A 17,290-nucleotide genomic window follows, 5' to 3' on the forward strand; every position below is an offset into this window, starting at 1 on the left:
CACCGCCTTGAGCAACTTCGCCACCGCCAGCGGCTGCAGCTCCGCCTCACTCTCCACCAGCACGCCCCGGTCCGCTCCCAGCGCCAGCGCGTTGCGGATCGTCTCCTGGCACTGCTTCGCACCCAACGACACCACCACAATCTCTTCCGCCTTCCCCGCTTCCTTGATCCGTACCGCCTCTTCCACCGCGATCTCGTCAAACGGGTTCATCGACATCTTCACGTTGGCTAACTCCACCCCCGTCTCATCCGCCTTCACGCGGACCTTTACGTTGTAATCCACAACGCGCTTTACTGCGACCAGTACTTTCATACACCACCTTCGATTGGTTTGGCTGCCGCCCTAATACGGATATTCTAATTCACACAGAAAAACAAAAAATGAATTATTTTTCCTGTTTGAATTATACTAGCTGAACTATTTTGCCTATTTTCTTGTGGAAATCAAATAAAACCCGAGTTTAACTGTTCTCATAAGTCACTTTTTATTGGGTTACATTTAGGGTGTCTACGTATCTATAGGTTAGATAGTAAACTACGCCACTGATCAGAACCGGGTCGGGAAGCCGGGGTGCACTACACTTCAGCGACCAATGGAGCAGACTCAGATATTGAAGGAAATTGACCCGTCTGCCTGACTCAGTATAATGACGTTTACGTAAACGTCAACCTAGCTACCTTAGACTACCGGAAACAATAACCGGAACTAACACCAAAGGGGGTGTCGCTGTGGAACGCGAAGCGATGGAATTTGATGTTGTGATAGTTGGCGCAGGCCCATCAGGCCTCTCCGCGGCCATTCGACTGGCCCAATTGGCCAACCAGAATGAGCAGGAATTGACGATCTGCGTCGTGGAAAAAGGTTCCGAGGTGGGAGCCCATATCCTCTCTGGCGCCGTCCTGGAACCCCGGGCGCTAAATGAGCTGATACCGGACTGGAAAGAGCGTGGCGCACCGCTGGATACCCCCGCCAGCGAGGACCGCTTCGTTTACCTGACAGAAAAAAAATCCATCTCCATGCCCAATCCGCCGCAGATGCACAATGCGGGCAACTACATTATCAGTCTCGGCAACTTCTGCCGTTGGCTGGCAGAACAGGCGGAACAGCTTGGTATCGAGATCTTCCCCGGTTTTGCCGCCGCCGAAGTACTCTATGACGAAAACGGTGCAGTGCGTGGTATTGCCACCGGCGATATGGGCGTTGGCCGTTCCGGCGAAAAGACCGACAATTATGAGCCTGGCATTGAACTGCACGCCAAACAGACCATCTTCTCCGAGGGCTGCCGCGGTTCACTGACCAAGGAGTTGATGGAACGCTTTAATCTGCGCGAGGGTGTGGATCCGCAGACCTACGGCATCGGAATCAAGGAGCTGTGGGAGATCGATCCGGCGAAGGTCAAACCTGGCACCATCATGCACAGCATCGGCTGGCCCCTGGACAGTCAGACCTATGGCGGTTCATTCCTGTACCACCTGTCGGAGAACCAGGTGGTGGTCGGTTTTGTGGTCGGCCTGGATTATAAAAACCCGCACCTCAGCCCGTTTGAAGAGTTCCAGCGATTCAAGACCCATCCGGATATTCGGCCACTGTTCGAGGGCGGCCGCAGGGTCAGCTATGGCGCCAGAGCCCTCTCGGAAGGCGGGCTGCAGTCGATTCCAGAACTCACATTTCCGGGTGGACTACTGGTAGGTGATACCGCCGGTTTTCTCAACGTGCCCAAGATCAAGGGCACTCACACCGCAATGAAGAGCGCCATGGTGGCCGCGGAAGCAATCTTTGAGCAGATCAGCGATGAGGGTCACAAAGAGATCAAGACCTATCCTGAACGCTTGCGCCAGAGCTGGTTGTGGGAAGAGCTGAACCAAGTGAGGAATATCCGCCCGGGCTTCAGCAAAGGGCTCTGGTTCGGCCTGTTCAATGCCGCCCTCGAGACCTACCTGTTTCGCGGCAAGGCACCCTGGACGCTGCACCATCATCCCGATCATGAACAACTTGGCAAGGCGGCGGATTACCCACGGATCGACTACCCGAAGCCGGACGGCAAAATCACTTTTGACCGCCTCTCCTCGGTATTCATATCCAATACCAACCATGAAGAGGATCAGCCGATCCATCTGAAGCTGAAGGACCCGGAAGTCCCGATCAAGGTCAATCTGGCCCTCTATGATGCGCCGGAGCAGCGCTACTGCCCCGCCGGCGTGTATGAGATTCTGCAGGAAGAGGGGCAACAACCTCAGCTGCAAATCAATGCCCAGAACTGCGTGCACTGCAAGACCTGCGACATCAAGGACCCGACACAGAACATCAACTGGACCGTACCGGAGGGCGGTGGCGGGCCCAACTACCCCAACATGTAACTGACGGCTGTGCTTTGTGGCGCCACCACGTGGGGCGCCACACGGAATTCACCGCCGTCTACTGAACCAGTCCTATCAAGAGGTATCGATCCATGCCCAGTTACAAAGCCCCTATCCGTGACTTGCAGTTTGTATTCCATGAACTGCTTGAGGCCGATGAGACCCTAGGCAGTCTCCCCGGTTTCGATGAGGTGAGCCCGGACCTGGTGGATGCGATTCTGGAAGAAGGGGGCAAGATCTGCGAGGAGTTGTTGCATCCGCTGAACCAGAGCGGCGACCAGGAGGGGTGTCGCTTCGAGGATGGCCAGGTGACCACACCGAAAGGCTTCAAAGAGGCCTACCGGACCTTTATCGAGGGCGGCTGGCCATCACTGGCGGCCGATCCGGAACTGGGCGGACAGGGCCTGCCGGAAACTATCAGCTTTATGCTGGAGGAGATGCTCTGCTCGGCCAACGTCTCCTTCAGCCTCTATCCCGGCCTGACCCGGGGCGCCATCACGGCCCTCAGCCATCACGCCAACGATGAACTGAAACAGCAGTATTTGCCCAAGATGGTGGAAGGTACCTGGAGCGGCACCATGTGCCTTACCGAACCGCACTGCGGCACCGATCTTGGCCTGGTGCGCTCCCGTGCAGTACCAAATGACGATGGCAGCTACGCGATCAGCGGCACCAAGATCTTTATCACCGGCGGTGAACATGACCTGACCGACAATATCATCCACCTGGTGCTGGCCCGGCTGCCGGATGCCCCGGAAGGGGTGCGCGGCATCAGCCTGTTTCTGGTGCCGAAACGGCTACCCGATGCGAATAATGAGCCGGGAGAAAACAACGGCGTCAGCTGTGGTTCCATCGAGCACAAGATGGGCATCAAGGCCTCCGCTACCTGCGTGATGAACTTTGACGGCGCTACCGGGTTTCTGGTGGGTCCGGAGAACAAGGGCCTCGCCTGCATGTTCACCATGATGAACTCCGAACGTCTGGCCATCGGCATGCAGGGGTTGGGACTGGGAGAAGTGGCTTATCAGAATGCCGTCGCGTATGCCAAGGAGCGTATTCAGAGCCGTTCGGCGACCGGCATCAAGGCCCCGGACAAGGCCGCCGACCCCCTGCTGGTACACCCGGATATCCGCCGCATGCTGCTCACTACCCGCGCCTACAATGAGGGTGCCCGTGCTCTGGCCACCTGGACCGCTATCAATATCGACTTGGCGCATCGGCATCAGGATCCGCAAATACGTGAAGAGGCGGATGACTATGTCGCCTTGATTACGCCGATTATCAAGGCCTTCTTCTCAGACTACGGTTACGAAACCACCACCCTCTGCCAACAGGTCTATGGAGGTCATGGCTATATCCAGGAGTGGGGTATGGAACAGTTTGTACGGGATGCCCGCATCGCCCAGATCTACGAAGGCACCAACGGCATTCAGGCACTGGACTTGGTGCGTCGCAAGCTGTTCATCAATGACGGCAGATTACCGAAACGCTTCTTCAGCCTGCTGGACAGCTACATTGCTGAAAACAGGGATGATGCAGCGCTGGCTGAATTTATCGACCCCTTACGCGAAGCCAACACCCTGTTGCAGGAACTGACCGCCTGGCTGGTTGCCGAGAGTCACAAAAACCCAGATGAACTCGGAGCTGCCGCTACCGATTATCTGCGTATATTCGCGCTGACCACCTTTGCCTGGTTGTGGGCACGCATGGCTCAGGTGGCGCAGAACAAGCAGGATAACGACAACAGCGGTTTCTACCAGACCAAGATCAAAACCGCACGTTTTTTCATGGGTCGACTGCTGCCCCAAATACAGGGATTGAATATCAGCATTCGTTCAGGTTCCGACCTGATGATGGCGCTTGATGAAAGTGCGTTCTGATCAACAGTGAAGCGGTGTGGTTGGTGAGTCCACCGACACCAAACATCCCAACAATATTTTCGTCCAGCGTCTGGAGGCCGTATGCCAAAAATAACCTGCCAGGATTTCAATCATATACTGGAGAGTGAAATGTCCTGGGCCAGCGACCTTGAGATGCGGCTTGAACGTATCGAGCCTGGTCTGGCAATCATGCGCCTGCCCTATCACCATAACAGCACCCGACCGGGCGGCACTATCTCCGGACCCCACATGATGATGCTGGCAGATGCCTGCATGTATGCCGTTGTGCTGGGCCTGATTGGGCAGGTAAAACTGGCTGTCACCACCAACTTCAACATCAACTTTCTGCGCAAACCGGAACAGACAGATCTCCTCGCCGAGGGGAAAATCATCAAGCTGGGTAAGCGGCTGGCCATTATGGAGGTCTCCATCACGGCTGAGGCATCAGGAAAACTGGTGGCCCACGCCACCGGAACCTATTCAATCCCCCCTTCCGAGGACGAATAATTCAGCGATAAAGCCCCATGAATATGAGTATATTATAATTTTATTGATTGATAATTATCAATGTGGCATACTCCTTCCGTGTGCTTCAATAGGCACAGGTCAGCGGGACTTGGCCAAATGCAGTATCGTAGTAGTGTCAAGTCCTGCTGTGCCTTCTAAATCCCCATCCTCCTTTGGTGGTTTTAAAACGGTAACTTCAGCCTGACTTCCCCTGTCAGGCTTTTTTTTTCATTATATTTTTGGCTGACATATAATCCGCAACATGAAAGCGGAATTCGTCAATCCATTCCTTAATGCCATTCTCGATGTCCTCTCCACCATGGCACGCATTGATGCCAAACCAGGTAAGCCATACCTTAAAAAGGAACGTACCTCATTGGGTGACGTCAGTGGGCTGATCGGTCTGACGGGAAAACAGATGAAAGGGTCTCTCGCCATTTCATTTACCGAACCCGTCATATTGCAGATCGCCGAAAATATGCTGGGCGAAAAAGCGGAATCAGTAAATGATACGGTGACCGACCTGGTGGGGGAGATCACCAATATGGTAACCGGTGGTGCCAAGCGTATTTTTAGCGAAATGGGCTATGACTTTGATCTGGCGATTCCCGGAGTCGTGGCAGGAAAGAATCACGCAATTACCCATAAAACCAGTGGCCAGACTATTATTCTCCCGTTCCACACCGAGAATGGTGATTTTTTCGTTGAAATCTGCTTTGAAGGCTGATCAATACCTGCTCTATGCACAATTGTCCAATCCAGTTACCCTGCATCGATTAAAATACCTGCAATCCTGTCGTTGTATACTGTTGTGCAGCGGTATCATAAGGTGCTGTTTCCTGACACCAGCCGCCGCCCCACATCCCGGATCAACCCTTAAACAGGAAGCTATCTCGTGGAAAACAGTCTGCCGCAGAAACTCCGGCCTGGCATAGAAAACCTCAAGAACGAAGGGCTGAATCTTTTTGCCATTATGGATATCCAACGGCTGCCTGATCAGGCGGTAACCCTTCTCACTAAATTCAACCTTCCGGTTTCCGACCAGACGCGTATTATCCTCATCGGCAATGGTGGCCGGGCATTGTGGGAATCCATACCGCCCTCCCAGTGGCTACAAGCCGATCCAGTTGATCAGCACAGTAGTGCCGCCGCTTGCCGCTTTGCCCAGCAAGTACTGACACCGGATAACTATCAGATTGTCTACCCCGGCGAAACACCGGTAGCGCTGCAGCAATTTGGAACAGTCGCCGGATGGCATACCCCATCACCACTCGGTATCGGTATCAATCCGCAATGGGGGCTCTGGTACGCCTATCGGGTGGCGGTAATAACCAATGATCCGTTACCGGAAATATTGCAACCGGCACCACCATCTCCCTGTGAGACCTGCGCTGAGAAACCCTGTCTTTCCGTCTGCCCCGCCGGCGCACTAAGTGCAACGTCCACAATTAGCATGGAGATATGCGCCAGTTACCGACTAGCTCCCAAATCCAGCTGTGCCGATCGTTGTCGGGCCCGCATGAGTTGTCCTGTAGCAACAGAACAGCGTTATACTTTGGATCAGATCCAGTACCACTATCGACTCTCGCTTGAAACATTGCGACACTACTTTGGTTAAGTAGCAAATTGAAAGCAGCTGCCCATTCGCACCCATGGAAATCACGATGTCAGATACCGCAAAAAAAATGGATACCGAATCAACAAAGCCGGTCAAACCCGTGGCTGAAGCCGAAACCCCGGAGATCAACCTGGATCTGGATGCCAGCGAATATTATCTCAACCGTGAGCTGACCTGGCTGGAATTCAACAAACGGGTATTGCACGAAGCTGCGGATGAACGCACCCCGCTGCTGGAACGGCTCAAATTCATCGCTATCGTCAGTGCCAATATGGACGAGTTTTTCATGAAAAGGCTGGGTGGCCTGAAGCAGCAGGTCGGCGCCGGCGTTACCACTTTGACGGTGGATGGCCGGACTCCCCAGCAACAGATCGACGAATCAAGCCTGGTGGTGCGGGATATTGAAGTTCAGATGCGCGAAAACTATCTGGCGGTTACCGCGATGTTAAGAGAACATGACATTGCGATCCTCAGCTATGATGAACTGAGCAAGACAGACAGAAGCGATCTACGCACCTACTATTACGAAAATATCTATCCACTGGTCACCCCCCAATCCATCGACCCGGCCCACCCGTTCCCGTTCATCTCGAATCTTTCACTGAACCTGCTGGTGCTGGTGCGCTACCCGGGAGACTCCAACAAGACCTCCCTGACCCGCATCAAGGTGCCGGTAGGAGCTGGAATCCCACGCTTTCTCAAGCTCAAGGATCGGCGCCATTACGTTCCGCTGGAATATGTCATCGCCAACAATCTGGATATGTTATTGCCGGAGATGGAGATACTCTCATGCGAAGTGTTCCGGGTTACCCGGAACGCCAACACCGAGCGCAGTGAGGAGCACGCCGACGACCTGCTCTCGTTAATTGAGTCAGAGCTGCGGGAACGCCGTTTTGCCCCGATTGTACGTCTGCAGGTGCAGCGAGACATGACACCGGTCCACCGGGGCATGCTAGCCGCCGAACTGTTCCTGGATGAAGAGAGTGACGTCTACGAAATCATCAGCATGCCGGCCATGCGGGATCTGTTCGAACTCTCCTCACTGGATGTGCCGGAACTGCGTGACCCTCCCCATAAACCGATTGATCACCCCGAACTGGGCGATACCCGAAACATTTTTCATATCATTCGGGAACGGGGGCCACTGCTGTTGCAGCATCCCTATGAGTCTTTTGGCACCTCGGTAGAACGCTTCCTGAAAGAAGCCAGCATCGACCCCAAAGTGCGCGCCATCAAGATGACCCTGTATAGAACCTCGAGCGACACCAAGGTGGTCGATTACCTGATCAGTGCCGCCCGCAACGGCAAGCAGGTGGCGGTAGTAGTCGAACTGAAGGCGCGCTTTGATGAGGCGGCCAATATCCGTTGGGCAAACCGCATGGAAGAGGCCGGCATACATGTTACCTATGGCGTGGTCGGACTTAAAACCCATTCAAAGATTATCCTGGTGGTACGCAACGACTATAGTGGCATCAAGCGCTATCTGCATATCGGCACCGGCAACTACCATGCCGGCACGGCGCGACTCTATTCCGATCTCGGCATACTGACTAACGATGAGGAACTGGGTCGGGACGCTACCGAACTGTTCAACTATCTGACCACCGGGTACACCCAGGAGCGCAGTTACCGCAAGTTGCTGCCCTCACCAAAGATGCTCAAGTACGCCCTGCTGGCGAAGATCAAACGGGAGCGCAAACTGCATAGCAGTGAAACACCGGGGCTGATCCAGTTCAAGATGAATGCACTGGAAGATGTCGATATCACCCGAGCTCTCTATGAAGCGGCACGGGATGGTGTGCGCATCGATCTGATTGTTCGTGACACATGCCGATTCAGGCCCGGCATACCCGGCTTGAGCGAGACCACACGGGTTATTGGTATCGTCGGCCGGTTTCTGGAGCATACCCGGATATACTATTTTCACAATGGTGGCGAGGAGGAGTATTTCATCGGTTCGGCCGATGCGATGAAGCGCAACCTGGAGTCGCGGGTGGAAGTGGTTACCCCGGTAACCGACAAGAAACTGTGTGATGAACTCCGCTTTATCCTCGATACCCAGATCAATGATCAACGCAGTGCCTGGGAGATGCAGTCCGATGGCAGCTTTGTGCAACGCCAACCCTCCAGCGAGGCAGAAGCTATTGGCTGTCAGCAACTGCTCATTCAGTCTGCTGAAAAGCGATCCAAGCAGGCGACCAAAGTGGTCAAGGGAAAGAAAAAACGCCGTCTCAGGAGAAATCTGCGCTAGCCTGAACTGCCTTGCCTGACGGGGTCCGCGGAGCACGGAATCCCCCAGACGCCTGGGGGTCATCCATGACATACAATCCATCCAAATGAAACCGCTTAAAAGGTGCGTTTATCGGAGTATTAGTGGTTTCATTTCTTAGCGTCTGACAGTAGTATTATCCAATTAAGTGGGGGCTTTTATGCTCACACCAAATCCAACTGGAAAAATAACTAACCGGGGATACAGCGATATGAAATCGATCATTGTGAAGAAGTTACTTGCTGCCACAGTGGGATTGTCACTGGCCATACCGACCATGGCGATAGCGGCAGATGATACGATCAAGCTTGGCGTTGCAGGCGCCCATAGTGGTGACCTCGCCTCATATGGCCTACCGACTGTCAACGCGGCAAAACTGGTGGTAGCCGATGTTAATGCCCGTGGTGGAATCAATGGCAAACAAGTAGAACTATTGGTTGAAGATGATGTTTGCAAACCGGAAGTTGCAACCAATACCGCAACCAAGCTGGTTTCCAGTGGCGTGCATGTCGTACTGGGCCATATCTGCTCGGGCGCAACCAAGGCGGCACTGCCTATCTATAAGAATGCGGGAGTCATAGTCATGTCTCCCTCTGCAACCAATCCGGAACTGACCCAGAGCGGTGACTATCCAAACTTTTTCCGCACCATCGCATCCGATGACGCCCAGGCCAAGACCCAGGTTGATTTTGCCCTGGATAACCGCAACCTGAAGAAGATTGCCGTCATTCATGACAAGGGCGACTATGGCAAGGGTCTGGCTGAGTTTGCCAAACAGTTCATTGAAAAATCCGGTAATGCTGAAGTCGTCCTGTTCGAAGGTGTCACCCCTGGTGCGGTTGACTACTCCGCGGTGGTGCAGAAGATAAAACGCTCCGGTGCCGACGGTGTTATCTATGGTGGCTATCACCCCGAAGCATCAAAGATCGTCACCCAGATGCGTAAGAAACGCATCGACATTGACTTTATCTCGGGTGATGGCGTGAAAGATGACACCTTTATTAAGGTAGCCGGCAAGAGTGCCGAGGGTGTCTACGCAACCGGCGCCAAAGACAACTCCAGCAACCCCCTCTATACCGCTGCAATTGAGGCCCACAAGAAGACCTATGGCGAAGATCCCGGAGCCTTCTTTGATAGCGCGCACGCAGCCGCTGCAGCACTGTTGAATGCCGTAGAAAAAGCCGGTTCAACCGATACGGCGGCTATTACCAACGCGCTTCAAGCCAACGATGTTGCCACTACTGTTGGCAATATTCACTTTGATGAACGCGGTGATGCGGTTGGCGTAGGCTTCGCAGTCTACCAGGTGCAGAACGGTCAGTACGTCGAAGTAAAGTAAACCCGAGGACATAGGGGCCTGGATTTCGGGATTCACATCCCAGAATCCAGGCCCCTTGTATTATTTATGGAATACTTCATTGAACTCCTTTTCAGTGGTCTGACCAGAGGCGCGATATATGCGCTTATCGCATTGGGTTATACCATGGTATACGGCATCATCGGGCTGATTAACTTTGCCCATGGCGAGATATACATGATCGGTGCATTTACCGCATTTATTGTCTCTACCGTATTATCGATCCTGGGTTTTCCACTGCTGGCAATTATTGTGCTGGCAGGTCTGGCGGCTGCCGTCTGGTCCAGTGCCTACGGTTATACTGTTGAGAAACTGGCCTATAAACCACTACGACATGCTCCCAGGCTCTCACCGCTGATCAGTGCAATCGGCATGTCAATTTTCCTGCAAAACTATGTCCTGCTGGCCCAGACTTCCGATTTTCAGCCCTTTCCCGAGTTGATTCCGGAATTTGATTTCATGGAACCTTTTGTCCACATTGTGGGATCTTCCGACATGGTTATCCTGGTGGTCACTACCCTGATGATGGTCGGACTCACCCTGCTGATCAAATTTACCCGTATCGGCAAGGCGATGCGTGCCACTTCACAGGATCGCAAAATGGCGATGCTGGTGGGCATTAATGTCGACCGGGTAATATCGGCCACATTCATTGTCGGCTCAGCACTCGCCGCGGTCGGCGGGCTGTTAATCGCATCCCATATCGGTCAAATCAATTTTTTTATCGGGTTCATCGCCGGCATCAAAGCCTTCACCGCAGCTGTGCTCGGCGGGATCGGCTCGATTCCCGGTGCGGTACTGGGTGGCGTCATACTTGGACTGACCGAAAGCTTCGCCACCGGATATGTCTCCAGTGACTACGAGGATGTGTTCGCGTTCTCTTTGCTGGTTCTGATCCTGATATTCAAACCTTCCGGCCTGCTGGGTAAGGCTGAGATTCAGAAAGTATAGGGACGGAAATGATCTCATTTGAAGAACTGAAACGTTCATTTTTGGTATCGCTCTGGTTTGTATTCCTTACCTTTCCGATCCTGGTCATTAAGGCCAATCCCATCGAGCGGACCATCATCTGGCGATGGGAAAACATGTTTTTCGTGGCCATTGGCAGCTTTGTTCTCTCCATTTTGATTCGGGTTGTTAATACACAGAAAACAAAGCGCCTTGAAAGACGTTCCGCCAGTGACTCGGATACGACGACGAGCGAACCACTGATACAGGTTATTCTGCAAAATCCAAGATATCTCTATCCACTGGCAGGGGCAGTGACGGTATTCGCACTGGTGTTTCCTTACCTGTTCGATACCTACCAGACCAACATCATGACAACCGCCCTGATGTATGTGGTATTGGGGCTGGGGTTAAATATCGTGGTCGGCATGGCGGGTCTGCTTGATCTGGGATTCGTCGCCTTCTATGCCGTTGGCGCCTACAGTTACGCACTGTTGAATGCGCATTTCGGTATCGGGTTCTGGATGGCATTACCCATTGGCGCCCTGTTTGCGGCCAGCTTCGGAATCATACTGGGTTTTCCGGTATTGCGTTTACGGGGAGATTATCTGGCCATTGTGACCCTTGGGTTTGGCGAAATCATCCGCCTGATACTGGAGAACTGGAATGAATTCTCCCAGGGCCCAAGCGGTATATCCAACATACCCCGCCCGGGCATGTTCGGTATTGAACTGTCGCTGGAGGCAGCCATTCTTTATATTTACTACATCATGGTGGCACTGGTCATTGTCACTATCTTCGTGGTGAACCGATTACAGGACTCCCGGCTTGGGCGGGCGTGGATCGCCTTGCGCGAGGATGAGATCGCCTGCCAGGCTATGGGCATAGACAAGACCAAAACCAAACTGACCGCCTTTGCCCTCGGTGCAACCTGGGCCGGTATGATGGGTGTTATCTTTGCCGCTAAGACCACCTTCATAAACCCCGCAAGTTTTACGTTTCTGGAGTCAGCGATCATCCTCTCTATCGTGGTACTGGGTGGAATGGGCTCGATTCTGGGTGTGATCGTCGGTGCGCTGGTGCTGATCCTGCTGCCCGAATATCTGCGGGCACTCTCCGATTACCGGATGCTTGCCTTCGGTGCCATTCTGGTGGTCATGATGATATTCAAACCGCAGGGTATCATCTCCAATGTACGGCGAACCTATAAGTATCAGAAACAGAAGTCGGGTGATGTCCAATGAACAACACCATCCTTAAAGTCAGTGGACTCTCGATGCATTTTGGGGGCATTCAGGCTCTCAAACAGCTTGATCTGGAAGTCAATCGCGGAGAGATCGTCGCCCTGATTGGTCCCAACGGTGCTGGCAAAACCACCTTTTTCAATTGCGTGACCGGTATCTACAACCCGACCGAAGGAGACGTAATACTGCATACTCTCCAGGGAAAAACCAGCCGGCTCAATGGGCTAAAACCGAACAAAGTCACTGAAAAAGGCATGGCACGAACCTTCCAGAACATTCGTCTGTTTCAAAGCATGACGGTGTTGGAAAATGTGATGATCGGACGGCACTGCCGCACACATTCGTTCATTCTGGGAGCCATCCTTCGCACTCCGGGAAATCGTCAGGAGGAGCAGGCGATTATTGAGCGCAGCCACGAAATCCTGGAAATTGTCGGCCTGGCCGACGAGGTGGACAACTATGCGCGAAATCTCTCCTATGGCGCTCAGCGACGCCTTGAGATTGCCCGCGCACTGGCGACTGATCCGTCACTCCTGCTGCTGGATGAACCGGCGGCGGGGATGAACCCCCAGGAAACCCAGGAACTGGTGCAACTCATTCTGCGGCTCCGTGATCAGGGTTACTCAATCCTGCTGATTGAACATGACATGAAGCTGGTAATGACACTTTCCAACAGAATTTACGTGATGGATTATGGAGAGAAAATCGCCCAGGGAACACCGGAAGAGATCCAGTCCAATCCGGTGGTGATCAAGGCCTACCTGGGGGAAGATCTCGATGCTTGAATTACGTAACGTGGACGCTTATTACGGCAATATCCAGGCGCTGAAAGGGATCAATCTTGAGGTTCGCGAGGGTGAGATCATTACCCTAATCGGTGCTAATGGCGCCGGCAAGAGCACAACACTGATGTCGATTTCGGGCATTGTGCCGCCGCGTAATGGTCAGGTTCTTTACAAGGGCGAACCAATCCACAATGTAGCCCCGGACAAGATTGTCGCCATGGGAATCTGTCAAGTGCCTGAAGGTCGGCATATCTTTCCGCAACTCACGGTGCAGGAAAATCTGGACATGGGTGCCTTTCTCCGTTCCGACAAGAGAGGCATCCAAAAAGATCTTGACTACGTCTTCTCACTCTTCCCGATCCTGGACGAGCGCCGACACCAGGCAGGTGGCAATCTGAGCGGTGGCGAGCAGCAGATGCTGGCCATGTCGCGGGCCTTGATGGCACGCCCCGACCTGCTATTGCTCGATGAACCCTCCATGGGATTGGCGCCATTGATCATCCGCCAGATTTTTGAAATTATCAAAAAGATCAATGATGAAAATAACACCACCATTTTTCTGGTGGAGCAGAATGCCAACCAGGCACTGCATATAGCCGACCGGGGTTATGTGATTGAGAATGGCAGCATCACCATCAGTGATGATGCCGATAAACTGCTGGCCAACCAGGACGTGCAAAAAGCCTATCTAGGGGGATAGCCGGAAACGCTGTTCTGGTTGAGCACCTCAGACCAGTTTATCGAGCTCATACAATCAGGGGTAGGATGGGCAAAGCATCCGCACCTCGCTCGCGCTTCACACGCAGGCGAGGGGCGTGCCCATCAGTTTTTTCGTGTCTCCACCGGGTAATGAACGGAAAAGATCTTTGCCAATAAGAAACCGGATCATGGGCCTCCCCACCCCTATTCTGCTTGTCTCACCCTATCATCCCTCTATAATTCTCTTTTATCAGACAGCCCCAAAACTGTCCTGCCGGGGAAATCTTTGGTGTTCAGCCTGTTCCGAGAGTACGAAAACCGCCATATAGGTACACTTGTACTGGGCTGTCTGATGATGGGCTCGATGGGCATTTTTGCCGACCATATCGTACAGACTCATCCGGCCAATATTGTTTTCCTGCGTTTCTTCTTTTGCACTCTCAGTTTTCCGCTGATCGCATTGATTGCGTACCCACTGTTCCCCCAAACCACCCGTGACAAGGTAATGGAGACGATCAGTTTCGCCAGAGATCACACCGGACTCTGGGTGGTGGTCGGCATATCCATGGCACTGGTGGTCGCTCTCTATACCCTGGGGGCAGTCCTGCTGTCAGTCGGCCTAAGCGTGATACTCCTGTATACCGCCGCCATCTGGTTTCCACTCATGGAGAAACTGGCGTGTCGTTATCTGTTTCGCGATCTGCGGCCGACCCAGTTCAGCCGTGCCTACTACCTGTCCGTCAGCCTGAATCTGCTGGGGCTCCTCACCATCATCCTGGGCACCACACAGCTACCCAGTTTCGGATCACTCTCTTCCGTTTTGGGACTGATCTCCGCAGTCACTGCCAGTATGGCGTTCTCCTTCAGCATGGTGCTGGTCAGGGTAATCAAGACAAAAGGAATTAAAACCGAACAGATGATTATCACCAGTTCATTCATCGGTTCACTGATTATGCTACCAGCGCTGTTTCTGCTGCCGATTGAACTGAGCAGTGGCAATCTATACAACGCCTTCGGCATGGGCTTTATCGCTACCGCACTGGGCGGACTGATCTACTTCAAGGGTTTCGGCAGTGTACGCACAACCCTGGCACCGGTGATTGCCTACCTGGAACCTATCTTCGGATTCAGTCTTGCGATCCTGATCCTCGCGGAACAGTTCACCCCCACCCTGCTCCTGGGGATGGCGATTATTCTTGCCACCAACATCGGTTATACACTGCTTGACCTTTGGCGCAGCAGGCATTTGCTTGCCGACCTGGATCAATGACAAAAAAGCCCGGCAATCTGCCGGGCTTTTTCTTTGCCTATACGACCGGTTTACAGATAGTCGTAACTACCGTTCGTCCATTTATAAAGCACATAACCTGGTGCAGTAACGTCACCCTTTCCATCAAAACTGAATTTACCAAGGACGGTATCAAACTCACCTGACTTCAGCGCCGCCACCACCTTTGCGGTGTCGGTGGAGCCCGCCGCATTGGCCGCCTGGGCCCAGGCCTGAACGGCGCCATAGGTATAAAGGACATAGCCTTCCGGCTCAATACCTTTGCTGCGGAACTTTTCCACTAACGGAGCGGCAACCGGGTTCTTGCGCGGATCCGGGCTGAAGGTCATCAACGTGCCTTCTCCGGCCGGTCCGGTGATCGACCAGTACTCGTTGGTCACCAGGGCGTCACCGGAAACCAGCACGGTATCCATGCCCTGCTCACGCATCTGGCGGACAATCAGCCCCCCCTCGGTGTGGTAGCCACCCAGATACATGACGCCGATATTGCTCTGCTTCATCTTGGAAACCAGGGCGGTATAATCTTTCTCGCCCGCGGTAATCGCCTCGTACATTGCCGGTTCACCACCCAGTTTCTTGTACTCGGCCATGGTTGCGTCAGCAAGTCCCTTGCCATAAGCAGTCTTGTCATGAATAAAGGCTATCTTCTGGTCCGCAAAGTTCTCTTTCAGGAATTTTCCAGCAACCGCGCCCTGCTGATCATCGCGCCCACAGACACGAAACACGTTGTCAGCACCCTCTTCCGTCAGTTTCGGGTTGGTGGAGGCCGGAGAGATCATTACTATCCCCTCCTCTTCATACACCTTGGATGCGGGAATGGAAGAGCCGGAGCAGAAGTGCCCAGCCATGAATACGACGCCTTTATTGACCATCTGGTTGGCAACCGCCACCGCCTGTTTGGGGTCGCAGGCATCATCACCCACTTCCAGCACAAGTTTCTCACCGAGCACGCCGCCGGCAGCATTAAGATCAGCAACGGCTTGTTCGGCGCCCGCCTTCATCTGGGCACCAAAACTCGCGTACTGACCCGTCATGGGTCCCGCGGTGGCAATCATGATGTCGGCCAATGCCACCGAGCCAAAGCTCATAGCTGCGGCCATCACGGACAGCTTGAATGTCTTTTTCATTTCAACGATTCTCCTCTGGTACTTTCCCAGTCATGAAATATTCCTTCTTTCTTATATTAGTCCAGTATGGGCGCACCACGCTGAACCACTCCTCAAAGCATGAGCAAACAGCATTGCCCACTTACTTTAAGGTGACGCACAATCAACGAACACAATCGCCTGACTGCATTCGCCAGATCATTTATTAATCTCCTCCCAGCCAAACAGGCCTGATCGTCGATAAAGCCAGGGATATTGACTGACCATCCGGTTCACCCGGGTAATCCGAAATGCCAGCAAACCAATCAAGGTGATCGCCGTCGTATCGATCAGATAACCACCCAGTGAAGCCAATTCGCCGTCAAACAGGGCAAAGACCAGAAAGCGATCACCGGCTCCGAGGAGCAGCGCATAGAGAAATACTTGCCGCAGGGGCCGCCAGGTAATGGCAATCGCCTGGCCCATCATGTAGGCGGCAAGGCCGAACAACACCAGGGTAAGGCCAATAAACACCGGTAAGTTCAATGTCCGCCCTCCAGATAGGCCGCCCGCACTTCCGGTCGCTCCAACAGATCCTTACTCTCACCCGACAGGGTGATTTCGCCATTCACCATCACATAGCCCCGATGCGCCAGTTTCAGTGCATGGTAGGCATTCTGTTCAACCAGCAGCACCGTCACATTATCCTCGCGATTAATCTCCTCAATCACTTTGAAAATCTGTTTTACCACCAGTGGCGCCAGACCTAATGACGGCTCATCCAGCAACAGGAGTTTAGGCCGGCTCATCATCGCTCGCGCAATCGCCAGCATCTGCTGTTCACCGCCGGAGAGGGTTCCTCCGCGCTGGTTAGCGCGCTTTTTCAGAATAGGGAACAGTGTTGTCACCCGCTCCAGATCCTGATCAAAATATTTTTCGTCAGAGACAATCGCCCCCATCAGCAGATTCTCCATTACCGACATGCGGGGAAATATACGTCGCCCTTCCGGTGCCTGTGCCAACCCCAAATGCATAATCTCGTGCGTACTCAAATGGGTGATATCCTGCCCGAGATAATGAATGCTTCCTTTTGCGGCTTGGGGGGTGCCACAGGTAGTCATCAACAGTGTGCTCTTACCGGCACCGTTTGCACCAATCAGGGTAACGATTTCACCAGCTTTGACGGTAAGGTTCACCCCTTTCAACGCCTCAATGCTGCCGTAGAAGGTGTGCACCCCTGATATTTCCAACAT

At 53.3% G+C, this 17,290-nt stretch carries 16 protein-coding genes; 12 read left to right on the forward strand and 4 right to left on the reverse strand.

Translation table 11 applies throughout. From position 1 onward, the window contains the following. Window positions 1-312, reverse strand: a 312-nt coding sequence (locus tag A3GO_RS0114125) for an electron transfer flavoprotein subunit beta/FixA family protein (protein ID WP_029133942.1), incomplete at its 3' end; no start/stop codon positions are given. Window positions 313-728: 416 nt separating this feature from the next. Here A3GO_RS0114125 and A3GO_RS0114130 point away from each other — a divergent pair. The 12 genes from A3GO_RS0114130 to A3GO_RS0114185 all read left to right on the forward strand — a co-directional run bounded on the left by A3GO_RS0114130 (window position 729) and on the right by A3GO_RS0114185 (window position 14,934). Further along, window positions 729-2,357 (forward strand): electron transfer flavoprotein-ubiquinone oxidoreductase, encoded by a 1,629-nt coding sequence (locus A3GO_RS0114130; protein ID WP_029133943.1) that lies wholly within the window; start codon window positions 729-731, stop codon window positions 2,355-2,357. A 92-nt stretch (window positions 2,358-2,449) separates the two neighbouring features. Next, on the forward strand, window positions 2,450-4,237 hold the full coding sequence (locus A3GO_RS0114135; RefSeq protein WP_029133944.1) for an acyl-CoA dehydrogenase C-terminal domain-containing protein: 1,788 nt from the start codon (window positions 2,450-2,452) through the stop codon (window positions 4,235-4,237). Window positions 4,238-4,318: 81 nt separating this feature from the next. Next, window positions 4,319-4,744, forward strand: a complete 426-nt coding sequence (locus A3GO_RS0114140) for a PaaI family thioesterase (protein ID WP_157606830.1) — start codon at window positions 4,319-4,321, stop codon at window positions 4,742-4,744. A 319-nt stretch (window positions 4,745-5,063) separates the two neighbouring features. Further along, window positions 5,064-5,471, forward strand: a complete 408-nt coding sequence (locus tag A3GO_RS0114145) for a chemotaxis protein CheX (protein WP_335340050.1) — start codon at window positions 5,064-5,066, stop codon at window positions 5,469-5,471. 168 nt (window positions 5,472-5,639) lie between these two features. Beyond that, window positions 5,640-6,362, forward strand: a complete 723-nt coding sequence (locus A3GO_RS23975; RefSeq protein WP_051302348.1) for a hypothetical protein — start codon at window positions 5,640-5,642, stop codon at window positions 6,360-6,362. A gap of 46 nt (window positions 6,363-6,408) precedes the next feature. Beyond that, window positions 6,409-8,613, forward strand: coding sequence for a polyphosphate kinase 1 (gene ppk1 / locus A3GO_RS23980; protein WP_245621742.1), 2,205 nt, complete (start codon window positions 6,409-6,411; stop codon window positions 8,611-8,613). A 229-nt stretch (window positions 8,614-8,842) separates the two neighbouring features. Further along, window positions 8,843-9,970 carry a branched-chain amino acid ABC transporter substrate-binding protein gene (locus tag A3GO_RS0114160; RefSeq protein WP_029133947.1) on the forward strand — a complete coding sequence of 376 codons (1,128 nt, stop codon included), beginning with the start codon at window positions 8,843-8,845 and terminating at the stop codon, window positions 9,968-9,970. 66 nt (window positions 9,971-10,036) lie between these two features. Continuing rightward, window positions 10,037-10,939, forward strand: coding sequence for a branched-chain amino acid ABC transporter permease (locus tag A3GO_RS0114165; RefSeq protein ID WP_029133948.1), 903 nt, complete (start codon window positions 10,037-10,039; stop codon window positions 10,937-10,939). A gap of 8 nt (window positions 10,940-10,947) precedes the next feature. Beyond that, window positions 10,948-12,180: an ABC transporter permease subunit gene (locus tag A3GO_RS0114170; RefSeq protein WP_029133949.1), complete on the forward strand. Its 1,233-nt coding sequence runs from the start codon at window positions 10,948-10,950 to the stop codon at window positions 12,178-12,180. Beyond that, a complete protein-coding gene (locus tag A3GO_RS0114175; RefSeq protein WP_029133950.1) occupies window positions 12,177-12,965 on the forward strand; it encodes an ABC transporter ATP-binding protein in 789 nt (262 codons plus the stop codon). Before A3GO_RS0114170 ends, A3GO_RS0114175 begins: the two co-directional genes overlap by 4 nt. Then, a complete protein-coding gene (locus tag A3GO_RS0114180) occupies window positions 12,958-13,665 on the forward strand; it encodes an ABC transporter ATP-binding protein (RefSeq protein WP_029133951.1) in 708 nt (235 codons plus the stop codon). The genes A3GO_RS0114175 and A3GO_RS0114180 overlap by 8 nt, the downstream gene beginning before the upstream one ends. Window positions 13,666-13,953: 288 nt before the next feature. Then, window positions 13,954-14,934: a DMT family transporter gene (locus A3GO_RS0114185; RefSeq protein ID WP_157606831.1), complete on the forward strand. Its 981-nt coding sequence runs from the start codon at window positions 13,954-13,956 to the stop codon at window positions 14,932-14,934. A gap of 50 nt (window positions 14,935-14,984) precedes the next feature. Here the strand turns inward: A3GO_RS0114185 and A3GO_RS0114190 are convergent, their stop codons facing one another. From A3GO_RS0114190 to A3GO_RS0114200, 3 genes are all read right to left on the reverse strand, one after another. After that, window positions 14,985-16,079 carry a branched-chain amino acid ABC transporter substrate-binding protein gene (locus tag A3GO_RS0114190; RefSeq protein ID WP_029133953.1) on the reverse strand — a complete coding sequence of 365 codons (1,095 nt, stop codon included), beginning with the start codon at window positions 16,077-16,079 and terminating at the stop codon, window positions 14,985-14,987. Between the two features lie 177 nt (window positions 16,080-16,256). Continuing rightward, entirely contained in the window at window positions 16,257-16,583 is a 327-nt protein-coding gene (locus A3GO_RS0114195; RefSeq protein ID WP_029133954.1) for a DUF6867 family protein, read from the reverse strand. Continuing rightward, a complete protein-coding gene (locus tag A3GO_RS0114200) occupies window positions 16,580-17,290 on the reverse strand; it encodes an ABC transporter ATP-binding protein (protein WP_029133955.1) in 711 nt (236 codons plus the stop codon). The genes A3GO_RS0114195 and A3GO_RS0114200 overlap by 4 nt, the downstream gene beginning before the upstream one ends.

It is taken from the genome of Sedimenticola selenatireducens DSM 17993, from assembly GCF_000428045.1.
GTDB lineage: Bacteria > Pseudomonadota > Gammaproteobacteria > Chromatiales > Chromatiaceae > Sedimenticola > Sedimenticola selenatireducens.